An 18,188-nucleotide genomic window follows, 5' to 3' on the forward strand; every position below is an offset into this window, starting at 1 on the left:
TTCCCCTTGGGAGGCGTCGGTGGCGGCTTTTTTCGTTTTGGGGCGAACATGAGCGGCACGCACGCGGCCACAGGCAAGGTCAGGAGCGTCTGCCCCTATTGCGGGGTGGGCTGCGGCATCGTGCTCGATGTCCGCGACGGGCAGGTGGTGAAGGTGGCGGGCGACAAGGCCCACCCGGTGAACGCTGGCCGCCTGTGCACCAAGGGCGCCACCTGCGCCGAGCCGCTGGCGCGCGGCCGGCTCACCGGCGCCTTCGTGCGCGCCACCCGCAAGGAGGATCAGCTGCCGGTGCCGCTGGCGGCGGCGGTGGCGCAGACGGCGGAGCGGCTCAGCACCATTATTGCGGAACACGGGCCGGAGGCGGTGGCCTTCTACGTGTCCGGCCAGATGACGCTGGAGGCGCAATATCTCGCCAACAAGCTGGCCAAGGGCTTCATCCGCACGCCCTACATGGAATCCAACTCGCGCCTGTGCATGGCCAGCGCCGGCGCCGGCTACAAGCTGGCCTTCGGGGCCGATGCGCCGCCCGGCTCCTATGATGATTTCGACGCCGCCGACCTGTTCCTGGTGATCGGCGCCAACATGGCCGATTGCCACCCCATCCTGTTCCTGCGGCTGATGGATCGGGTGAAGGCGGGCGCCAAGCTCATCGTGGTGGATCCGCGCCGCACCGCCACCGCCGAAAAGGCCGATCTGTTCCTGCAGATCCGCCCCGGCAGCGACCTTGCCCTGCTCAACGGCCTGCTGCACCTGCTGCACGGGGCGGGCGCCACCGATGCGGATTTCATCGCCCGCCACACCACCGGCTGGGAGAGCGTGGCCGAAGGGCTTGCCGACTATGCGCCCGAGACGGTCGCGGCCTTGACCGGCCTCGCGGCAGCCGATCTGCGGCGAGCGGCCGACATGATCGCGGAGGCGAGGGAATGGACCAGCTGCTGGACCATGGGCCTCAACCAGAGCAGCCACGGCACCGCCAACACCACCGCGCTGTGCAACCTGCATCTCGCCACCGGCAAGATCTGCCGGCCCGGCTCCGGCCCCTTTTCCCTCACCGGCCAGCCCAATGCCATGGGCGGGCGGGAGATGGGCTATATGGGCCCGGGCCTGCCCGGCCAGCGCAGCCTCACGTCTGCCGAAGACCGCGCCTTCACCGAACAGCGCTGGGGCCTGCCGGCGGGCACGCTGAAGGCCGAGGCGGCCTCCGGCACCCTCTCCATGTTCGAGGCCATGAGGGCCGGGCGCATCAAGGCCTGCTGGATCATCTGCACCAATCCGGTGGCCTCCGTCGCCAACCGGCAGATCGCCATTGATGCGCTCAAGGCGGCCGAGCTGGTGATCGTGCAGGATGCCTTCATAGATACCGAAACCACCGTTTATGCCGATGTGCTGCTGCCCGGCGCCCTGTGGGCGGAGGCGGACGGGGTGCTGATCAATTCCGAGCGCACCTTGACGCTGGCCGCCGGCGCCGTGCCGCCTCCGGGCGAGGCGCGGGCCGATTGGCGGCTGATTGCCGATGTGGCCACCGCCATGGGGTTCGGCGCCGCTTTCACTTACACCGATGCGGCGGCGGTGTTCGCGGAAATCACCGCCTTTTCCAACCCGCAGACGGGCTATGACCTTTCCGGCGCCAGCCATGCGCGGCTCAAGGCGGGCCCGCTGCAATGGCCCATCGCCGCCGATAGCGCGGACCGCAACCCCATCCGCTATCGCAATGACGGGCATCACATGCCCCGGCGCGTGCATCCGGATGGCACGGCGCCGGAGCTGGTGTTCGCGACGGCTGATGGCAAGGCGCGCTTTGTGCCCTCGCCCCATGTGGAGCCGGCCGAGGCGGCGGACGAGGCCTTCCCCATGGTGCTCAACACCGGGCGCCTCCAGCACCAGTGGCACACCCTGACCAAAACCGGCAAGGTGCCGACCCTGAACAAGCTGAACCCCGGCCCGTTCCTGGAAATCCACCCGCGCCGGGCGGCTGCGCTGGGCATCGGTGCCGGGGACCTTGTGGAGGTGCGTTCGCGGCGGGGGCGGGCGGTGCTGCCGGCGGTGCTGAGCGAGCGGGTGCAGGAGAATGCCTGCTTCGCGCCCTTCCACTGGAACGACGTGTTCGGCGACGGCATCGCCATCAACCAGGTCACCAGCGCTGCGGTGGATCCCGTGTCCCATCAGCCGGAGCTGAAGATTGCCGCCGTGGCCCTGAGCCGGGTCGCGGCGCCGAGGGAAAGGCACACCATGGCGCAGGCATCGGGCCGCGTGCCGCAACTGGCCGCCGTCGGGGCATTGGTGCCGGCGCTCCCGGCCGCCGGGGCGCTCGCCACCGTGGCGCAGCAGCTCGGCCTGCCCACCCGCATCGAAGTGCAGCTGAAGGACGAGGAAAAGCTCTATCTGCAGGGCTTTTTGAGCGGTCTCGGCGCGCAGCCGGTGGCCGGGGTGCCGGTGCTGCCGCCGCAGGCGCCGCTGGGGGAGGCCACCCGCCTTCTGGTGGATGGGCTGCTGGCGGGCCTGTTCTCCCGCGCGCCGCAGCCGGAAGCGGCCCCCTCGGGCCCGGCGGTCACCGTGGCCTTCGCCTCCCAGACCGGGCGGGCGGAGGAGGCGGCCGGCGCCCTGGCCGAGGCCTTGCGCGGCGCCGGCCGCACCGTGCGGCTGACGGAACTGGATGGGCTCGACCCCACCACCTTGGGCGAAGGCCCGGCGCTGTTCGTCGCCTCCACCTTTGGCGATGGCGATCCGCCGGACAATGCGGCCGTCTTCTGGGCGCGGCTCTGCGGGGAGGAGGCGCCGCGCCTGGAGGGCCTGCAATTCGGCGTTCTGGCGTTCGGCGACAGTACTTATGCCCAGTTCTGTGGTTTCGGCCGCAAGCTCGATGCCCGCCTCGCCGCGCTCGGGGCGACGCGGCTTCTGGAGCGGGCGGATTGCGAGCCCGATGGGGATGAGGCGGTTGTAGCCTGGCAGGGCCGAGCGCTCGCCGCCCTCACGGCGGCGCCGGCACCGGTGGTGGCGGCGGAGCCGCCCAAAAGGCCGGGGACGGATCGCCGCCACCCGCTGCTGGCGCGCCGGGTGCGCAATGAGGTTCTGAACGGACCGGGCAGCGGCAAGGAGGTGCGCCGCATCGGTCTTGCCATCGGCGATCTGCCCTATTGCGCCGGCGACGCCTTGGGGGTGATGCCACGTAATGCGCCGGAACTGGTGGCGGAGGTGCTGGGCCTGCTCAGCCTCGATGGGGAGGCGGAAGCGCCGGGCGACTTCGGCGTGTCCCTGCGCGAGGCGCTCACCAGCCATTATGAGATCGCCCGGCCGAACCCGGATGTTCTGCGCTGGTGGAGCACCGTTTCCGGTGACGAGACCCTGGCCGCTCTGCTGGCCGGCCCGCGGCCGGAGCTGGAGCGCTGGCTGTGGGGCCAGCAGCTGGCGGACCTGCTGGCGCGGGCGCCCCGGGCGGTGCCGGCAGCGGAGTTCGTGGCGCAGCTCAAGCGCCTGCAGCCGCGCCTTTATTCCATCGCCTCCAGCCCGCTGATGGTGCCCGGCGAGGTGGAGCTGACCATTTCCACCGTGCGCTACGGCGGCGCGGGGCGCCCGCGCGGCGGTGTCGCCTCCACCTTCCTGGCGGATCGGGCGGAGGGGGACATTCCGGTGTTCGTGCAGGCCTCGCCCCATTTCCGGGTGCCGGCGGATGCCGAGACGCCCATGATCATGATCGGCCCCGGCACCGGCATCGCGCCGTTCCGCGCCTTCCTGCAGGAACGCGCGCTCACCGGCGCCAAGGGGCGCAACTGGCTGTTCTTCGGCGAGCAGCAGGCGGCCTGCGATTTCTATTATCGCGACGAGCTGGAGGTCTGGCGCGCGCAGGGCCATCTGACCCGGCTCGACACCGCCTTCTCCCGCGATCAGGCGGCCAAAATCTATGTGCAGGACCGCATGCGCGAGGCCGGAGCCGCGCTGTGGGCGTGGCTGGAGGAGGGGGCCCATCTCTATGTCTGCGGCGACGCCGCCCGCATGGCCAAGGATGTGGATACCGCCCTCGGCGCGCTCATCGCCACCCATGGGGGGCTGAGCGCGGAAAAGGCGCGGGAAAAGGTGGCGGAGCTGGCGGCGCACAGGCGTTATGTGCGCGATGTCTATTGAACCGGTGCGGCGAAGCGTGCTTCCTCCCCTTCCAATGATCGTTCTGGGTAACGTGGCGTGATGCGGGACGCGGACCTTTCCATTCTGGTCATCGACGAGGACGCCATCCGCGCGCAGATCATCGAGGAGGGCCTGCGCGCCGCCGGCCATACGCGGGTGACGGTGGTGCGCGAGATCCAGGGGGTGGCGCGCATCGTCGAGCGGGTCTCGCCGGATGTGATCGTCATCGACCTCGAAAATCCCAATCGCGACATGCTGGAGAGCATGTTCCTGCTGTCGCGCTCGGTGCAGCGGCCCATCGCCATGTTCGTGGACCGCTCCGACAAGGCGGCCATCGAGGCGGCCATCGAGGCCGGCGTTTCCGCTTATGTGGTGGACGGGCTGAAGCAGGAGCGGGTGAAGCCCATTCTCGACATGGCCGTGAGCCGCTTCAACGCTTATTCGCGCATGGCGCGGGAGCTGGAGGAGGCGCGCAGCGAGCTGGAAAACCGCAAGACGGTCGACCGCGCCAAGGCCATCCTCATGAAGTCGCGCGGGCTCTCGGAGGAGGCGGCCTACAAGCTCCTGCGCACCACCGCCATGAACCAGAACCGCAAGATTGCCGATATCGCCCAGAGCCTCGTCATGGCCGCTGGATTGCTGGAGGGCTCGCCGTGACCGAAGAGGCCGATATCCGCGTGGGCTTCGTGCCGCTGCTTGATGCCGCCGTCCTCATCAGCGCCGTGGCCAAGGGGTTCACGCTGGAAGAGGGGCTCCTGGTGCAGCTCAATCGCGAGCCGTCATGGGCCGGGGTGCGCGACCGGCTGGCGGTGGGGCAGCTCGATGCCGCCCATATGCTGGCGCCCATGCCCATCGCCGCCAACCTGGGCCTGTTTCCGCTCTCCCCCTCGCTCATCGCGCCGTTCGCCATGGGCCTCGGCGGCAATGCCGTCACCGTCTCCACGGCGGTGGCGCGGCAGCTGGAAGACCTCGGAGCCGAGGGCACGCTCGATGCGGGCATCGTCGGCAGCGCGCTGAAGAGCGCGGTGGCGCTGCGCCGGGGGCAGGGGCTGCCGCCGCTGCGCTTCGGCGTGGTCTATTCCTTCTCGGGCCACAATTTCGAGCTGCGCTTCTGGCTCGCCGCCTGCGGCATCGATCCTGATCGCGATGTGGAAATCGTGGTGCTGCCGCCGCCGCAGATGCCGGCGGCCCTGGCGGAAGGGCGCATCGACGGCTTCTGCGCGGGCGAGCCCTGGAACACCGCCGCGGTGCGACTTGGAACCGGGCAGATCGCCACCGTGAAGGCCAAGATCTGGCGCTCCAGCCCGGAGAAGGTGCTGGGGGTGGCGCGGCCCTGGGCCGAGGCGAACCCGGCCGCCCTCGACGCCTTCCTGCGGGCGCTCTACCGCGCCGCTCTGTGGTGCGCCGAGCCCGCCAACCACCAGGAACTGGCCCGCATCCTCGGTGCGCCGCGCTTCCTCGACCTCGATCCCAGCCTGCTGCTGCCGGGCCTCACCGGAGCCATGGAGGTGGCGCCGGGTCGGGTGATCGGGGTGGACGACTTCTTCCTCACCGCCGCCAAGGCCGCCACCTTCCCCTGGCAGAGCCACGCCTTGTGGTTCTACAGCCAGATGGTGCGCTGGGGCTTCTGCGCCCACGCGCCCCGCAACGCCTTGATCGCTCGCGATTCCTACCGGCCGGACCTCTACCGGCGGGCGCTGAAGGGCCTCGGCGCGCCGCTGCCGGGGGCGAATCTGAAAGTGGAGGGGGCGCTGCTGACCCCCACCGTGGTGGGCGCCGCCAACAAGAGCCTGGTTCTGGGCCCGGACGGCTTCTTCGACGGCCATATCTTCGATCCCGACCAGATCGACGCCTATATCCGCGCGCAGATGGATCTTCCTGTGATCAAGAGTTGAGATGGGCGTGTTCAAGTTTTGTGCAGGTGCATCAAATAAACAGCAGATGGCGCATCGCAGCATAAAAGCACTTGCACGCTGAGGGCGGGCATGGTTTCGTAATCCATCCCAATATTCGGTGCCCAACGAAGGGCACCCTGGCAAAGCCGCCAAACCGCGCGCACCCCATTCGGGGCGTTTGCGCTGGTTTCGCGGCTTTTTGCGTTTTTCACCCCCGCCGAGGCGGGACGGACCTCCACCGGGCATCGCCCAACCGAGATCGGCACCATGACCCAGGTTCTGTCGAAGCGCCTCTTCCTCCTGTCCTCGCTGGCCGTGCTGGCGAGCGCCGCGCTCCCGTTCGCTCTCAGCGCCCCGGTTCTCGCCGGGCCGCTGCCGGTGGAGAAGGACGAACTGAAGCTGGGCTTCATCAAGCTCACCGACATGGCGCCCCTCGCCATCGCCAAGGAGAAGGGCTTCTTCGAGGATGAAGGGCTCTATGTGACGCTGGAGCCGCAGGCCAATTGGAAGGTGCTGCTCGATCGCGTCATCACCGGCGAGCTGGATGGCGCCCACATGCTGGCGGGCCAGCCCATCGCCGCCACCATCGGCTTCGGCACCAAGGCGGACATCGTCACGCCCTTCTCCATGGATCTCAACGGCAATGCCATCACCGTCTCCAATGCGGTGTGGGAGATGATGAAGCCGAAGATTCCCATGGGCGCCGATGGCAAGCCGGTGCACCCCATCAAGGCCGATGCGCTGAAGCCGGTGGTGGAGAAGTTCAAGGCCGAGGGCAAGCCGTTCAACCTCGGCATGGTGTTCCCGGTTTCCACCCACAATTACGAGCTGCGCTACTGGCTGGCGGCGGGCGGCATCAACCCCGGCTATTACTCGCCCACCGATGTCTCCGGCCAGATCAAGGCCGATGCGCTGCTCTCGGTGACGCCGCCGCCGCAGATGCCGGCCACCATGGAGGCGGGCACCATCGTCGGCTATTGCGTCGGCGAGCCCTGGAACCAGGCGGCGGTGTTCAAGGGCATCGGCGTGCCGGTGGTGACCGATTACGAGATCTGGAAGAACAATCCGGAAAAAGTCTTCGGCCTCACCAAGGACTTCACCGAGAAATACCCCAACACCACCTTGGCGCTGACCAAGGCGCTGATCCGCGCCGCCATGTGGCTTGATGAGAACAACAACGCCAATCGCCCCGAGGCGGTGAAAATCCTGGCCAAATCGGAATATGTGGGCGCTGACGCCAAGGTCATCGCCAATTCCATGACGGGCACCTTCGAATACGAGAAGGGCGACAAGCGCGAGGTGCCGGACTTCAACGTCTTCTTCCGGCACAACGCCACCTTCCCCTATTACTCTGATGCCATCTGGTATCTCACCCAGATGCGCCGCTGGGGCCAGATCCCCGAGCAGAAGCCCGACGCCTGGTATGCGCAGACCGCGAAGTCCGTCTACAAGCCCGACCTCTATCTGAAGGCGGCGCAGGCGCTGGTGGACGAGGGCAAGGCCAAGGCGAGCGACTTCCCGTTCGGCTCCGACGGCTACAAGCCCGCCACCGCCGATTTCATCGATGGCGTCAGCTACGACGGCCGCACCCCCAACGCCTATATCGACTCCCTGCCCATCGGCCTCAAGGGTGGCCAGAAGGTTCAGGGCAGCGAGATCACCGGCGGCTGAGCCCCGCTCCCGGCACCACGGCAGACATCAGCCAGACAGGATTCAAGCCATGTCCAACGTGTCCGACACCTTCGATGGCGCCGCCGCCAAGGCGGCGCGCCGGGAGAAGGTCTTCCAGGCCATCAACCGCGCCTCCGGCTGGCTCAATGTGCTGGGCCTCGGCTTCGTGGTGCCCCTCGCCAAGATCGCCGCCGGCGACAATGTGGGCGAGCAACTGGGCGAATTGAAGCGGGTGCTGCTGGTGCCGCTGGCCGGCATCCTGGTGTTCCTCGCCGCCTGGGCGTTCCTGGCGCCGAAGGTGCAGACCTCGCTCGGCGCCATTCCCGGCCCGCTGGAGGTGGTGCAGCAGGCCGGCGCCTTGTTCGCCGACCACGCCGCCGAGCGGCAGAAGGCGGCGGATTTCTATGCCCGCCAGGAGACCCGCAACCAGGCCCTCATCGCCGAGGGCCATGCGGACCGGGTGAAGGTGCGCGCCTATACCGGCAAGCCCACCTATGTGGACCAGATCTTCACCTCGCTGCTCACGGTGGGCCTGGGCTTTTTCATCGGCACGCTCATCGCCATTCCGGTGGGCATCGCCTCGGGCCTGTCGAAGACCTTCAACGGCGCCATCAATCCCTTGATCCAGATCTTCAAGCCGGTGTCGCCGCTGGCCTGGCTGCCCATCGTCACCATGGTGGTGTCGGCGGTCTATCTCGATCCCGCGGACTGGCTGCCCAAGTCCATGGTGATCTCGGCGGTGACGGTGACCCTGTGCTCGCTGTGGCCCACCATGATCAACACCGCGCTGGGCGTCGCCTCCATCGACAAGGATCTGGTGAATGTCGGCAAGGTGCTGCAGCTTTCCACCTTCACCACCATCCGCAAGCTGGTGCTGCCCTCCGCTTTGCCGCTGATCTTCACCGGCCTCCGGCTGTCGCTGGGCGTGGGCTGGATGGTGCTGATCGCCGCCGAGATGCTGGCGCAGAACCCGGGCCTTGGAAAGTTCGTGTGGGACGAGTTTCAGAACGGCTCCTCCACCTCCCTGGCGCGCATCATGGTGGCGGTGTTCACCATCGGCATCATCGGCTTCATCCTCGATCGGCTGATGTTCGCGCTCCAGTCCGCCTTCACCTTCTCCTCGAACCGCTGAGGGGCGCCATGAGCGAGAGCGTCACCATTCTGGAAGCGCGCGGGGTCGCGAAGGGGTTCGGCGTCGGGCCGGCCCGCAACCCGGTGCTGGCCGACATCAATCTCAAGGTGGAAGACGGCGAGTTCATCGCGGTGGTGGGCTTTTCCGGCTCCGGCAAGTCCACCCTCATCTCCCTGCTCTCGGGGCTCGCCCAGCCCGATTCCGGAACGGTGCTGTTCAAGGGCGCGCCGGTCACCGGCCCAGCCCCGGAGCGCGGCGTGGTGTTCCAGAATTACGCGCTGATGCCGTGGCTCTCCGTGGAGGCCAATGTGGCGCTGGCGGTGGAGGCGGTGCACAAGGCTCTGCCGAAGGCCGAGCGGCGCGACCTCGTGGCCACCTATATCGACATGGTGGGTCTCTCCCACGCCAAGGATCGCAAGCCGGCGGAACTGTCCGGCGGCATGCGCCAAAGGGTATCGGTGGCCCGGGCGCTGGCCATGCGGCCCGACGTGCTGCTGCTGGACGAGCCCCTCTCCGCCCTCGACGCTTTGACCCGCGCCAAGCTGCAGGACGAGTTCGCCACCATCTGCGAGCGGGAGAAGAAGACCATCGTTCTCATCACCAATGATGTGGACGAGGCCATTCTTCTGGCCGACCGCATCCTGCCCCTCACCCCGGGGCCGGAGGCGACGCTGGGCCGCTCCTTCGCCGTGAACCTGCCGCGCCCCCGCGAGCGGGCGGCGATGAATTCCGATCCGGACTTCATCCGCATCCGCGGTGAGGTCACCGAATATCTGCTCGATCTCGGCGCCAAGCGCGGGGTGGATGCCGCCAGCGCGATCGTGCTGCCCAATGTGGTGCCCATCACCCAGAAGCCGCCCAAGCTGCCTGCTGCCTACGAGAAGCGCGCCCAGTCGCCCATCGCCCGGCGCTATGTGGAGTTTTCCGACGTCCGCAAGGTCTATCCCACCCCCAAGGGACCGCTGACGGTGGTGGATGGCTTCGACCTGAAGATCAACAAGGGCGAGTTCATCTCCATCATCGGCCATTCGGGCTGCGGCAAGTCCACGGTGCTCTCCATGGCGGCGGGGCTGAATGCCATCTCCTCCGGCGGCATCATCCTCGATGGCCGCGAGGTCTCCGGCGCCGGGCCCGACCGGGCGGTGGTGTTCCAGGCGCCTTCGCTGATGCCCTGGCTGACGGCGCGGGAGAATGTGGCGCTCGGCGTGGACAAGGTCTATCCGGATGCTTCCAGCGCCGAGCGGCGCGACATCGTCGAATATTATCTCCAGCGCGTCGGCCTGGGCGATGCCATGCACCGGCTCGCCGCCGATCTCTCCAACGGCATGAAGCAGCGGGTGGGCATCGCCCGCGCCTTCGCCCTCTCGCCCAAGCTGCTGCTGCTGGACGAGCCGTTCGGCATGCTCGACAGCCTCACCCGCTGGGAGCTGCAGGACGTGCTGATGGAGGTGTGGGCCCGCACCAAGGTCACCGCCATCTGCGTCACCCACGATGTGGACGAGGCCATTCTGCTGGCCGACCGGGTGGTGATGATGTCCAACGGGCCCAACGCCCGCATCGGCAACATCATGGAGGTGGACCTGCCACGCCCGCGCACCCGCAAGGCGCTGCTCGCCCACCCGGACTACTACGCCTATCGCGAGGAGCTGCTCGACTTCCTCGAAGCCTATGAGGGCGGCGCCAATCCCGCCCCCGCGCAGCTCGAAGCCATCCAGAACAAGCGTGCCGCCCGCATGGCCCGCCAGCGCGACACCGTGCGCGCGGCGCAGTGAGCCGGAGTGTGATCCATGACCCAGAAGCTCGTCATCATCGGCAATGGCATGGCCCCGGGGCGCATGCTGGAAGACTTGTTCGAGAAGGCCCCGGGCCTTTACGACATCACCATTTTCAACGCCGAGCCGCGCGTCAATTACGACCGCATCATGCTCTCGCCGGTGCTCTCCGGAGAGAAGGCCTACGAGGACATCATCATTCATGATGAGGCCTGGTACGCCTATCACGGCGTGACCCTGCACAAGGGCGCCAAGGTCGCCACCATCGACCGCGCCGCCCGCACAGTGACCGCCGAGAACGGCATCACCGCCAGCTACGACAAGCTGGTGATCGCCACCGGCTCCAGCCCCATCATCATTCCGGTGCCGGGCTCGGACCTGCCCGGCGTCGTCGCCTATCGCGATCTCGACGACGTGGCGCGGATGCTGGAAGCCGCTAAGAACGGTGGCCGTGCGGTCGTGATCGGTGGCGGCCTTCTGGGCCTGGAGGCGGCCTATGGGCTGAAGCGCCAGGGCATGGACGTCACCGTGCTGCACCTCATGCCCACCCTCATGGAGCGGCAGCTGGACCCGGCCGCCGCCTATCTCCTGGAAAAGGCGCTCGCCGCCCGCGACATCACCATTCTCACCAAGGCCGACACCCAGGCCATCGTCGGCGACGGCAAGGTGGAGGGCGTGGCGCTGAAGGATGGCCGGGTGCTGCCGGCGGATCTGGTGGTGATGGCGGTGGGGATCCGCCCGGCCGCCCAGCTCGCCAAGGCGGCGGGGCTCGAGGTCCATCGCGGCATCGTGGTGGATGACGGCATGCGCACGTCCGATCCCGCCATCTATGCCCTGGGCGAATGCGCCGAGCATCGCGGCCAGTGCTATGGCCTCGTCGCGCCGCTCTATGAAAGCGCCAAGGTGCTGGCCGACCGGCTCTCCGGCGGGCAGGGGGAATATCAGGGCTCGGTGACCGCCACCAAGCTCAAGGTCACCGGCGTCAACCTGTTCTCCGCCGGCGATTTCGCCGATGCGCCGGACCGCCAGGAGATCGTGCTGCGCGATGCCGCCGCCGGCGTCTACAAGCGCCTGGTGCTGAAGGACGACAGGATCGTCGGCGCCGTGCTCTATGGCGATGTGGCGGACGGCCCCTGGTATTTCGACATGCTGCGGCGGGGCACCGACATCGGCGCGCTGCGCGAGACCCTCATCTATGGCCAGTCGTACCAGGGCGGGGGCACGCACGACCCGCGGGCGGCGGTGGCGGCGCTGGGGGATGACGCGGAGATCTGTGGCTGCAACGGCATCTCGAAGGGCAAGATCGTTGCCGCCATCACCGCGAAGGGCCTCACCACCCTGGCCGATGTGCGCGCCCACACCAAGGCGTCCGCCTCCTGCGGCTCCTGCACCGGCCTCGTCGAGCAGGTGATGGCGCTGACCCTGGGCGACGCTTACCAGCCCAACGCGGTGGAGCCGGTGTGCGGCTGCACCGATCTCGGCCATGACGAGGTGCGCCGGCTGATCCGCGCCAAGGGGCTGAAGACCATTCCGGCGGTGATGCAGGAACTGGAGTGGAAGACCTCCTGCGGCTGCGCCAAGTGCCGGCCGGCGCTCAATTACTACCTCGTCTGCGACTATCCCGACGCCTATGCCGACGACTACCAGTCCCGTTTCATCAACGAGCGGGTGCACGCCAATATCCAGAAGGACGGCACCTATTCGGTGGTGCCGCGCATGTGGGGCGGGGTGACCTCCTCCACCGAGCTGCGCGCCATCGCCGACGTGGTGGACAAGTTCGCCATCCCCATGGTGAAGGTCACCGGCGGCCAGCGCATCGACCTGCTCGGCGTCCACAAGGAGGACCTGCCGGCGGTGTGGGCGGATCTCGGCCAGGCCGGCTTCGTCTCCGGCCAGGCTTATGCCAAGGGGCTGCGCACGGTGAAGACCTGCGTGGGCTCGGAATGGTGCCGCTTCGGCACCCAGGATTCCACCGGCCTCGGCATCCGCATCGAGAAGTTCATGTGGGGCTCGTGGACCCCGGCCAAGGTGAAGCTCGCCGTCTCCGGCTGCCCGCGCAACTGCGCCGAGGCCACCTGCAAGGACATCGGCATCATCTGCGTGGACAGCGGCTATGAGATCCACTTCGCCGGCGCGGCGGGTCTCGACATCAAGGGCACCGAGATCCTCGGCACGGTGAAGACCGAGGACGAGGCGCTGGAGCATGTGGTGGCCCTCGCCCAGATGTATCGCGAGGGGGCCCGCTATCTGGAGCGCATCTACAAATGGGCGAAGCGCATCGGCTATGACGCGGTGCGCGCCCAGATCATGGACGATGCCGACAGGCGCCGGGGCTATTTCGAGCGCTTCGTCTTCTCCCAGAAATTCGCCCAGGTGGACCCGTGGTCGGAGCGCGTCTCCGGTAAGGACAAGCACGAGTTCAAGCCCATGGCGATCATCGCCGAAGCGGCCGAGTGAGGAGCGCGCGCCATGCAGATCGTTGATCTTGAGCCCATCGCCGTCACCATCGATATTACCTGGACCCCCATCGGCCATCTGGACGATATCCCGCGCCGCGGCGCCCGCTGCGTGGAGACGCCCAAGGGCCGGATCGCCGTGTTCCGCACCGCCGATGACGCGGTGTTCGCCCTGGAGGACCGTTGCCCCCACAAGGGCGGCCCCCTGGCCCAGGGCATCGTGCACGGCCATGCGGTGACGTGCCCGCTGCACAATTGGGTGATCTCCCTGGAGACCGGCGGCGCGCTGGGCGCCGACGAGGGGCAGGTGAAGACCCTGCTGGTGCGCAATGAGGGCGGGGCGCTGTTCCTCTCCCTCGACACCCTGACCGCCCGCGCGGAATAGGAGGGGGCCATGGCGCTCGCCGAGATCGATCCCCGAGCCGGGGGCGCCCGTGTCGCGCCGCTGGCGGTGCTGCCGGTGTTCCTGCCGCTGAGGGGCCGGACGGCGCTGGTGGCGGGCGGCTCCGATGCCGCCGCCTGGAAAGCCGAACTGCTCGCCGCCGCCGGCGCAAGCGTGACGGTCTATGCCGAGGCGCTGGGCGAGGCCATGATGGCCCTGGTGAGCGCCGGCCGCGTCGCTTATGTGGCAGCAGGCTGGCCCGCCGCCGATCTGGCCGGCCTTGCCGTGGCGGTGGCCGACCTCGATGGGGCGGAAGCCGAGGCGTTCGCGGCGGCGGTGCGGCGGGCCGGGGTGCCGGTGAATGTCATCGACCAGCCGGCGTTGTGCAGCTTCCAGTTCGGCGCCATCGTCAATCGCTCGCCGGTGGTGGTGGGCATCTCCACCGATGGTGCCGCCCCGGTGCTGGGGCAGGCGGTGCGCCGGCGCATCGAGACCCTGCTGCCGCGCCATCTTGCGGCCTGGGGCGCGCTGGCCGCCCGCATCCGCGGTGCGGTGGCGGCCCGCTGGCCGGCAGCCGCCGAGCGACGCCGCTTCTGGGCCGACTTCGCCGAACGCGCCTTCACCGCCACCGATGCGCCGGCGGGCGAGGATCTGGCGCCCCTGGCGCCGTCGCCGCGCGCGGCCGTGGGGTCCGTGACCCTGGTGGGGGCGGGACCGGGGGATGCGGACTATCTCACCTTGAAGGGCATGCGCGCCCTGCAGGCGGCGGATGTGATCCTGTTCGACGATCTGGTGTCGCCGGAGGTGCTGGAGCTGGCGCGGCGCGAGGCCAAGCGCATGCTGGTGGGCAAGCGCGGCGGGCGCGAGAGCTGCCGGCAGGAGGAGATCAACGCGCTGATGCTGCGCTTTGCCCGCCAGGGCAAGAGGGTGGTGCGGCTGAAGGCGGGCGATCCTTCGGTGTTCGGCCGCTCGGGCGAGGAGATCGCGGCGCTGGAGGCGGCGGGCATCCCTGTCACCGTGGTGCCGGGCATCACCGCCGCCAGCGCCTTGGCGGCGGGCCTCAACACCTCGCTCACCCATCGCGATGCGGCGCAATCGGTGCGCTTCGTCACCGGCCATTCCCGCAAGGGCGCCCTGCCGGAAAACCTCGATTGGCGGGCGGTGGCCGATCCGACCACGACGACCATGTTCTACATGGGCGGGCGCACCGCCCCGGAGATCGCCGAGCGGCTGCTGGCCGAGGGCCTGGCGCCGACCACACCGGTGGTGATCGCCGCCAATGTCAGCCGGCGGAACGAACGCCGCTGGAGCGGCCCGCTCTGCGCCCTCGCCGAGGGCATGGCGGGCATCGGCCATAATGACCCGGTGCTGATCGGCATCGGCAAGGTGTTCGCCGCCGCCCGCACCGCCGCCGACGTGCAGCCGGCGCCTTTGGCCGCCTGTGGGTCGTAACCTGCCCTAACGGCAGTGCCTGGGGTCGGGAAGGTCAGTCTTGCATCCTCAGGGGGAGGTGCCCAAATGCGGGGCCTGATCCCTCGCGAGGTTCGCCTGATGTCGTCGTTGCCCAACCCGAACGCCACGCCTGTCCCCGCCGATGTTGCCGCCGCTTTGCTCCAGGAGCGCTATGGTGACGAGGTGCCCGCCGCCGGGCTGGTGAATGCCGCCATCGCCCAGCTCCTCACCCACAAATCCATCCGCGCCTTCGCCGATCGGCCGGTGCCGGAGGGGCTGGTGGAGACCCTGGTGGCGGCCGCCCAGTCGGCGGCCTCCTCCTCCAACCTCCAGGTGTGGAGCGTGGTGGCGGTGGAGAAGCCGGAGACCAAGGCGCGCCTTGCCGCCATCGCCGGCGGCCAGAAGCATGTGGCCGAGGCGCCGCTGATGCTGGTGTGGCTGGCGGACCTGTCGCGCCTGCGGGCGCTGGGGCGTGCCGCCGGCGTGCCCACCGACGGGCTCGATTATTTCGAGACCTTCCTGGTGGGCGTCATCGACGCGGCGCTGGCGGCGCAGAACGCCCTGGCGGCGGCGGAATCCCTCGGCCTTGGCGGCGTCTATATCGGCGCGCTGCGCAACAAGCCGGAAGAGGTGGCCGAGCTCCTGGGCCTGCCGCCGGAAGCCATGGCGGTGTTCGGCATGTGCATCGGCTATCCCGATCCCGCCCGCCCGGCGGATGTGAAGCCGCGCCTGCCGCAGAGCGTGGTGCTCCACCGCGAGCGCTACGACCCGAGCCTGCCTGAAGCGCCGCTGGCCGCCTATGAGGAGGCCATGAAGGCGTTCCAGGCCAAGCAGAGCATGGGCGTGGTCGGCTGGCAGGGCACTGCTTTGCAGCGGGTGAAGGGCCCCGAATCCCTCAGCGGCCGCGATCGCATGATGGCGGCGGTGCGGGCCCTGGGCTTCGCGTTGCGCTGATTGGAGCGGGTGGCTTCAGGCCAACAGTCGGCCGAGGATCTCGGCCGCCGCCTCCAGCTCCGCCTCGGAGACATCCAGGGGCGGAAACAGGCCCAGCACCGGGCCGAGGGGGCGCAAGGCGAGCCCCTCGGCGGCGGCGCGGGTGATGAGCTCCGCCGCATCCCCGGCGCACACGAGGCCTTGCATCAGCCCCAGGCCGCAGGTGGCGGGGAACAGGTCGCGATGGCGCCAGGAGAGGGTGGCCAGCCGATCCTCCAGGGCCCAGCCCCGCGCCTGGATCTCGCCTTCGGCGCCCGGCACCAGCAGCCGGCCAACGGTGTCGGCCGCCTCCGCCACAGCGTCCGGCGCGATGGCGGGGGTCGGTGGCGCGCCGCGGGCGAATTTGGCGGTGGCGAGCACGGCGGCGAGGGGCGATGCGGCAAGGCCCTCGTTTACCAGCAGCACGTCGGGCGTGACGCCGGTCCATTCATGGGCCCACATCATGCCGGTACGGCCGAGCCCGCTTTCGCTTTCATCGAACATGAGGGCGACGCCATAGTCGTCGCAGGCCTGCCGCAGCTCCGCCAGGAGGCTGCCGGGCAGCACCTCCAGCGTGCCGTTGAGCCGCACCGGGCTGATGAGCACGGCGGCCGTCTTGGGCGTGAGCGCCGCCACCAGCGCGCCGGGCTCGTCGGTGCGCTGAATATCGAGCCCCACCGTGTCGCGAAGCCCCGGCGGCAGCGCCGCAGTGCCGGGGCCGGCGCAGAACACCAGCTCCGTGCGCTTCGGCCGACCCGCCAGCCGATGGGCGTTGCGCACCATGTCGAGGGCGAACCGGCCGGCGGCCGCCGCATCGGGCAGCAGCGCGCCGCGATCGGCGAAGGAGGCGGTGGTCAGCCGCGCCAGAACGTCTGCGGCCGAGGCCGGCGCCGGATCCTCACCCTCGCCGGCGGCCGGCGGGGCAAAGCGCAGGCGGCCCGAGAAGTCGAGGCAGAGCGGCGCGGCGTCTTGCGGTTCAGCGGCTGGGGCCAGCGCGGCGCTGTCGGACGCGACGGTTTCGGACATGAGCGCGGCTCCCGGGCCGTGGCAGAGCGGTCACGAACCGGCAAGCAAGAGCGGTGCCTCGGCCTGCCGCCGACGCCTAACCCGCGGCAAGAACGGGCGAAGGGCTGTTTACGGGCATCCTGGGCTGCGGGCCGCCTGTCGGCAATGCGACCAGCTTGGTGCCGCTGCCAAAAGAAAGGCCGCGCGGAGCAGGGCTCGGCGCGGCCGGGTGGGGCGGAGGCGTGCCGGTCAGGCGACGCAGGAGAGGAAGCCGGCCTTCAGCGCTGGCTCATCCAGCTTGCGGCCGATGAAGACGATGCGGCTCACCCGCGCCTCGTCGGGCTTCCAGGGCCGCTGGTGGTCGCCGTCCAGGATCATGTGCACGCCCTGGAACACGAACCGGTCGGGATCATCCTTGAACGAGAGGATGCCCTTGGAGCGCAGGATGTTGGGGCCTTCGGTGGCCACCAGATTCTGCACCCAGGGGAAGAATTTTTCCGGGTCCAGCGGGGCCTCGGTGGAAAACGCCACCGACTGCATCTCGCTGTCATGCACCGCGTGCAGGCCGTGATGGTGGTCATGATCATGCGCGTGATCATGACCACAGCCGCAATCGGGCCCGTGCTCGTGATCATGCCCATGGTCGTGATGATGGTGGTCGTGCTCGTCCTCCTCCAGGAAGGCGGGCTCGATCTCCAGGATGCGGTCGAGGTCGAACGCGCCCTGGTTCAGCACCTTGGCGATGTCGATCTCGGATTTCTGGGTGCGGTAGAGCTTGGCATAGGGGTTGATGCCGCGGATGCGGGCTTCCACCTCGCCGAGCTCGTCGGCGCTGACGAGATCGGTCTTGTTGAGCAGGATGACGTCGGCGAAGGCCACCTGGTTCTTGGCCTCGGGGGCATCCTTCAGCCGGTCGGAGAGCCATTTGGCGTCGGCCACCGTCACCACCGCGTCGAGCTTGGTCTTGGCCTGCACTTCCTCGTCCACGAAGAAGGTCTGGGCCACGGGCGCGGGGTCGGCGAGGCCGGTGGTCTCTATGATGATGCCGTCGAAGGCGCCCTTGCGGCGCAGCAGGCCGTCGATGACGCGGATGAGGTCGCCGCGCACGGTGCAGCAGATGCACCCGTTGTTCATCTCGAACACTTCCTCGTCGGCGCCCACCACCAGGTCGTTGTCGATGCCGATTTCGCCGAACTCGTTGACGATCACAGCGAATTTCTTGCCGTGGGGCTGCGACAGGATGCGGTTGAGCAGGGTGGTCTTGCCGGCGCCGAGATAGCCGGTGAGCACGGTGACGGGGATTTTCTGGGACTGCGCTTCAGCCATGGGTCA

The 18,188-nt window shown here is 68.9% G+C and carries 12 protein-coding genes; 10 read left to right on the forward strand and 2 right to left on the reverse strand.

Annotation, left to right across the window (positions count from 1 at the left end):
* Window positions 1–48 precede the first annotated feature (48 nt).
* The 10 genes from ACU4E7_RS16020 to ACU4E7_RS16065 all read left to right on the forward strand — a co-directional run bounded on the left by ACU4E7_RS16020 (window position 49) and on the right by ACU4E7_RS16065 (window position 15,833).
* The gene (locus tag ACU4E7_RS16020; RefSeq protein WP_447019428.1) at window positions 49–4,119 is read left to right on the forward strand and encodes a molybdopterin-dependent oxidoreductase; all 4,071 of its coding nucleotides are present in this window, start codon (window positions 49–51) and stop codon (window positions 4,117–4,119) included.
* A 60-nt stretch (window positions 4,120–4,179) separates the two neighbouring features.
* Window positions 4,180–4,776: an ANTAR domain-containing response regulator gene (locus ACU4E7_RS16025; RefSeq protein ID WP_447019429.1), complete on the forward strand. Its 597-nt coding sequence runs from the start codon at window positions 4,180–4,182 to the stop codon at window positions 4,774–4,776.
* Window positions 4,773–6,014 carry a CmpA/NrtA family ABC transporter substrate-binding protein gene (locus ACU4E7_RS16030; RefSeq protein ID WP_447019430.1) on the forward strand — a complete coding sequence of 414 codons (1,242 nt, stop codon included), beginning with the start codon at window positions 4,773–4,775 and terminating at the stop codon, window positions 6,012–6,014. The genes ACU4E7_RS16025 and ACU4E7_RS16030 overlap by 4 nt, the downstream gene beginning before the upstream one ends.
* Before the next feature lie 267 nt (window positions 6,015–6,281).
* Window positions 6,282–7,685: a CmpA/NrtA family ABC transporter substrate-binding protein gene (locus tag ACU4E7_RS16035; RefSeq protein ID WP_447019431.1), complete on the forward strand. Its 1,404-nt coding sequence runs from the start codon at window positions 6,282–6,284 to the stop codon at window positions 7,683–7,685.
* 49 nt (window positions 7,686–7,734) lie between these two features.
* The gene (locus ACU4E7_RS16040) at window positions 7,735–8,817 is read left to right on the forward strand and encodes an ABC transporter permease (protein WP_238123068.1); all 1,083 of its coding nucleotides are present in this window, start codon (window positions 7,735–7,737) and stop codon (window positions 8,815–8,817) included.
* Between the two features lie 8 nt (window positions 8,818–8,825).
* Entirely contained in the window at window positions 8,826–10,589 is a 1,764-nt protein-coding gene (locus ACU4E7_RS16045; RefSeq protein WP_447019432.1) for an ABC transporter ATP-binding protein, read from the forward strand.
* A 15-nt stretch (window positions 10,590–10,604) separates the two neighbouring features.
* Window positions 10,605–13,046, forward strand: a complete 2,442-nt coding sequence (gene nirB, locus ACU4E7_RS16050) for a nitrite reductase large subunit NirB (RefSeq protein WP_447019433.1) — start codon at window positions 10,605–10,607, stop codon at window positions 13,044–13,046.
* Window positions 13,047–13,094: 48 nt separating this feature from the next.
* The gene (nirD, locus tag ACU4E7_RS16055) at window positions 13,095–13,430 is read left to right on the forward strand and encodes a nitrite reductase small subunit NirD (RefSeq protein ID WP_447021650.1); all 336 of its coding nucleotides are present in this window, start codon (window positions 13,095–13,097) and stop codon (window positions 13,428–13,430) included.
* A gap of 9 nt (window positions 13,431–13,439) precedes the next feature.
* Complete coding sequence (gene cysG / locus ACU4E7_RS16060; protein WP_447019434.1) at window positions 13,440–14,879, forward strand: siroheme synthase CysG; 1,440 nt, start codon at window positions 13,440–13,442, stop codon at window positions 14,877–14,879.
* A gap of 99 nt (window positions 14,880–14,978) precedes the next feature.
* Window positions 14,979–15,833 (forward strand): NADPH-dependent oxidoreductase, encoded by an 855-nt coding sequence (locus tag ACU4E7_RS16065; RefSeq protein ID WP_238123063.1) that lies wholly within the window; start codon window positions 14,979–14,981, stop codon window positions 15,831–15,833.
* Window positions 15,834–15,848: 15 nt separating this feature from the next.
* On the opposite strand, the gene ACU4E7_RS16070 is transcribed toward ACU4E7_RS16065, so the two are convergent.
* Window positions 15,849–16,877, reverse strand: a complete 1,029-nt coding sequence (locus ACU4E7_RS16070) for an aminotransferase class III-fold pyridoxal phosphate-dependent enzyme (RefSeq protein ID WP_447019435.1) — start codon at window positions 16,875–16,877, stop codon at window positions 15,849–15,851.
* A 228-nt stretch (window positions 16,878–17,105) separates the two neighbouring features.
* The gene (locus ACU4E7_RS16075; protein ID WP_447019436.1) at window positions 17,106–18,182 is read right to left on the reverse strand and encodes a CobW family GTP-binding protein; all 1,077 of its coding nucleotides are present in this window, start codon (window positions 18,180–18,182) and stop codon (window positions 17,106–17,108) included.
* Between the last annotated feature and the right edge of the window lie 6 nt (window positions 18,183–18,188).

The sequence above is a fragment of the Xanthobacter sp. ZOL 2024 genome (genome assembly GCF_052932325.1).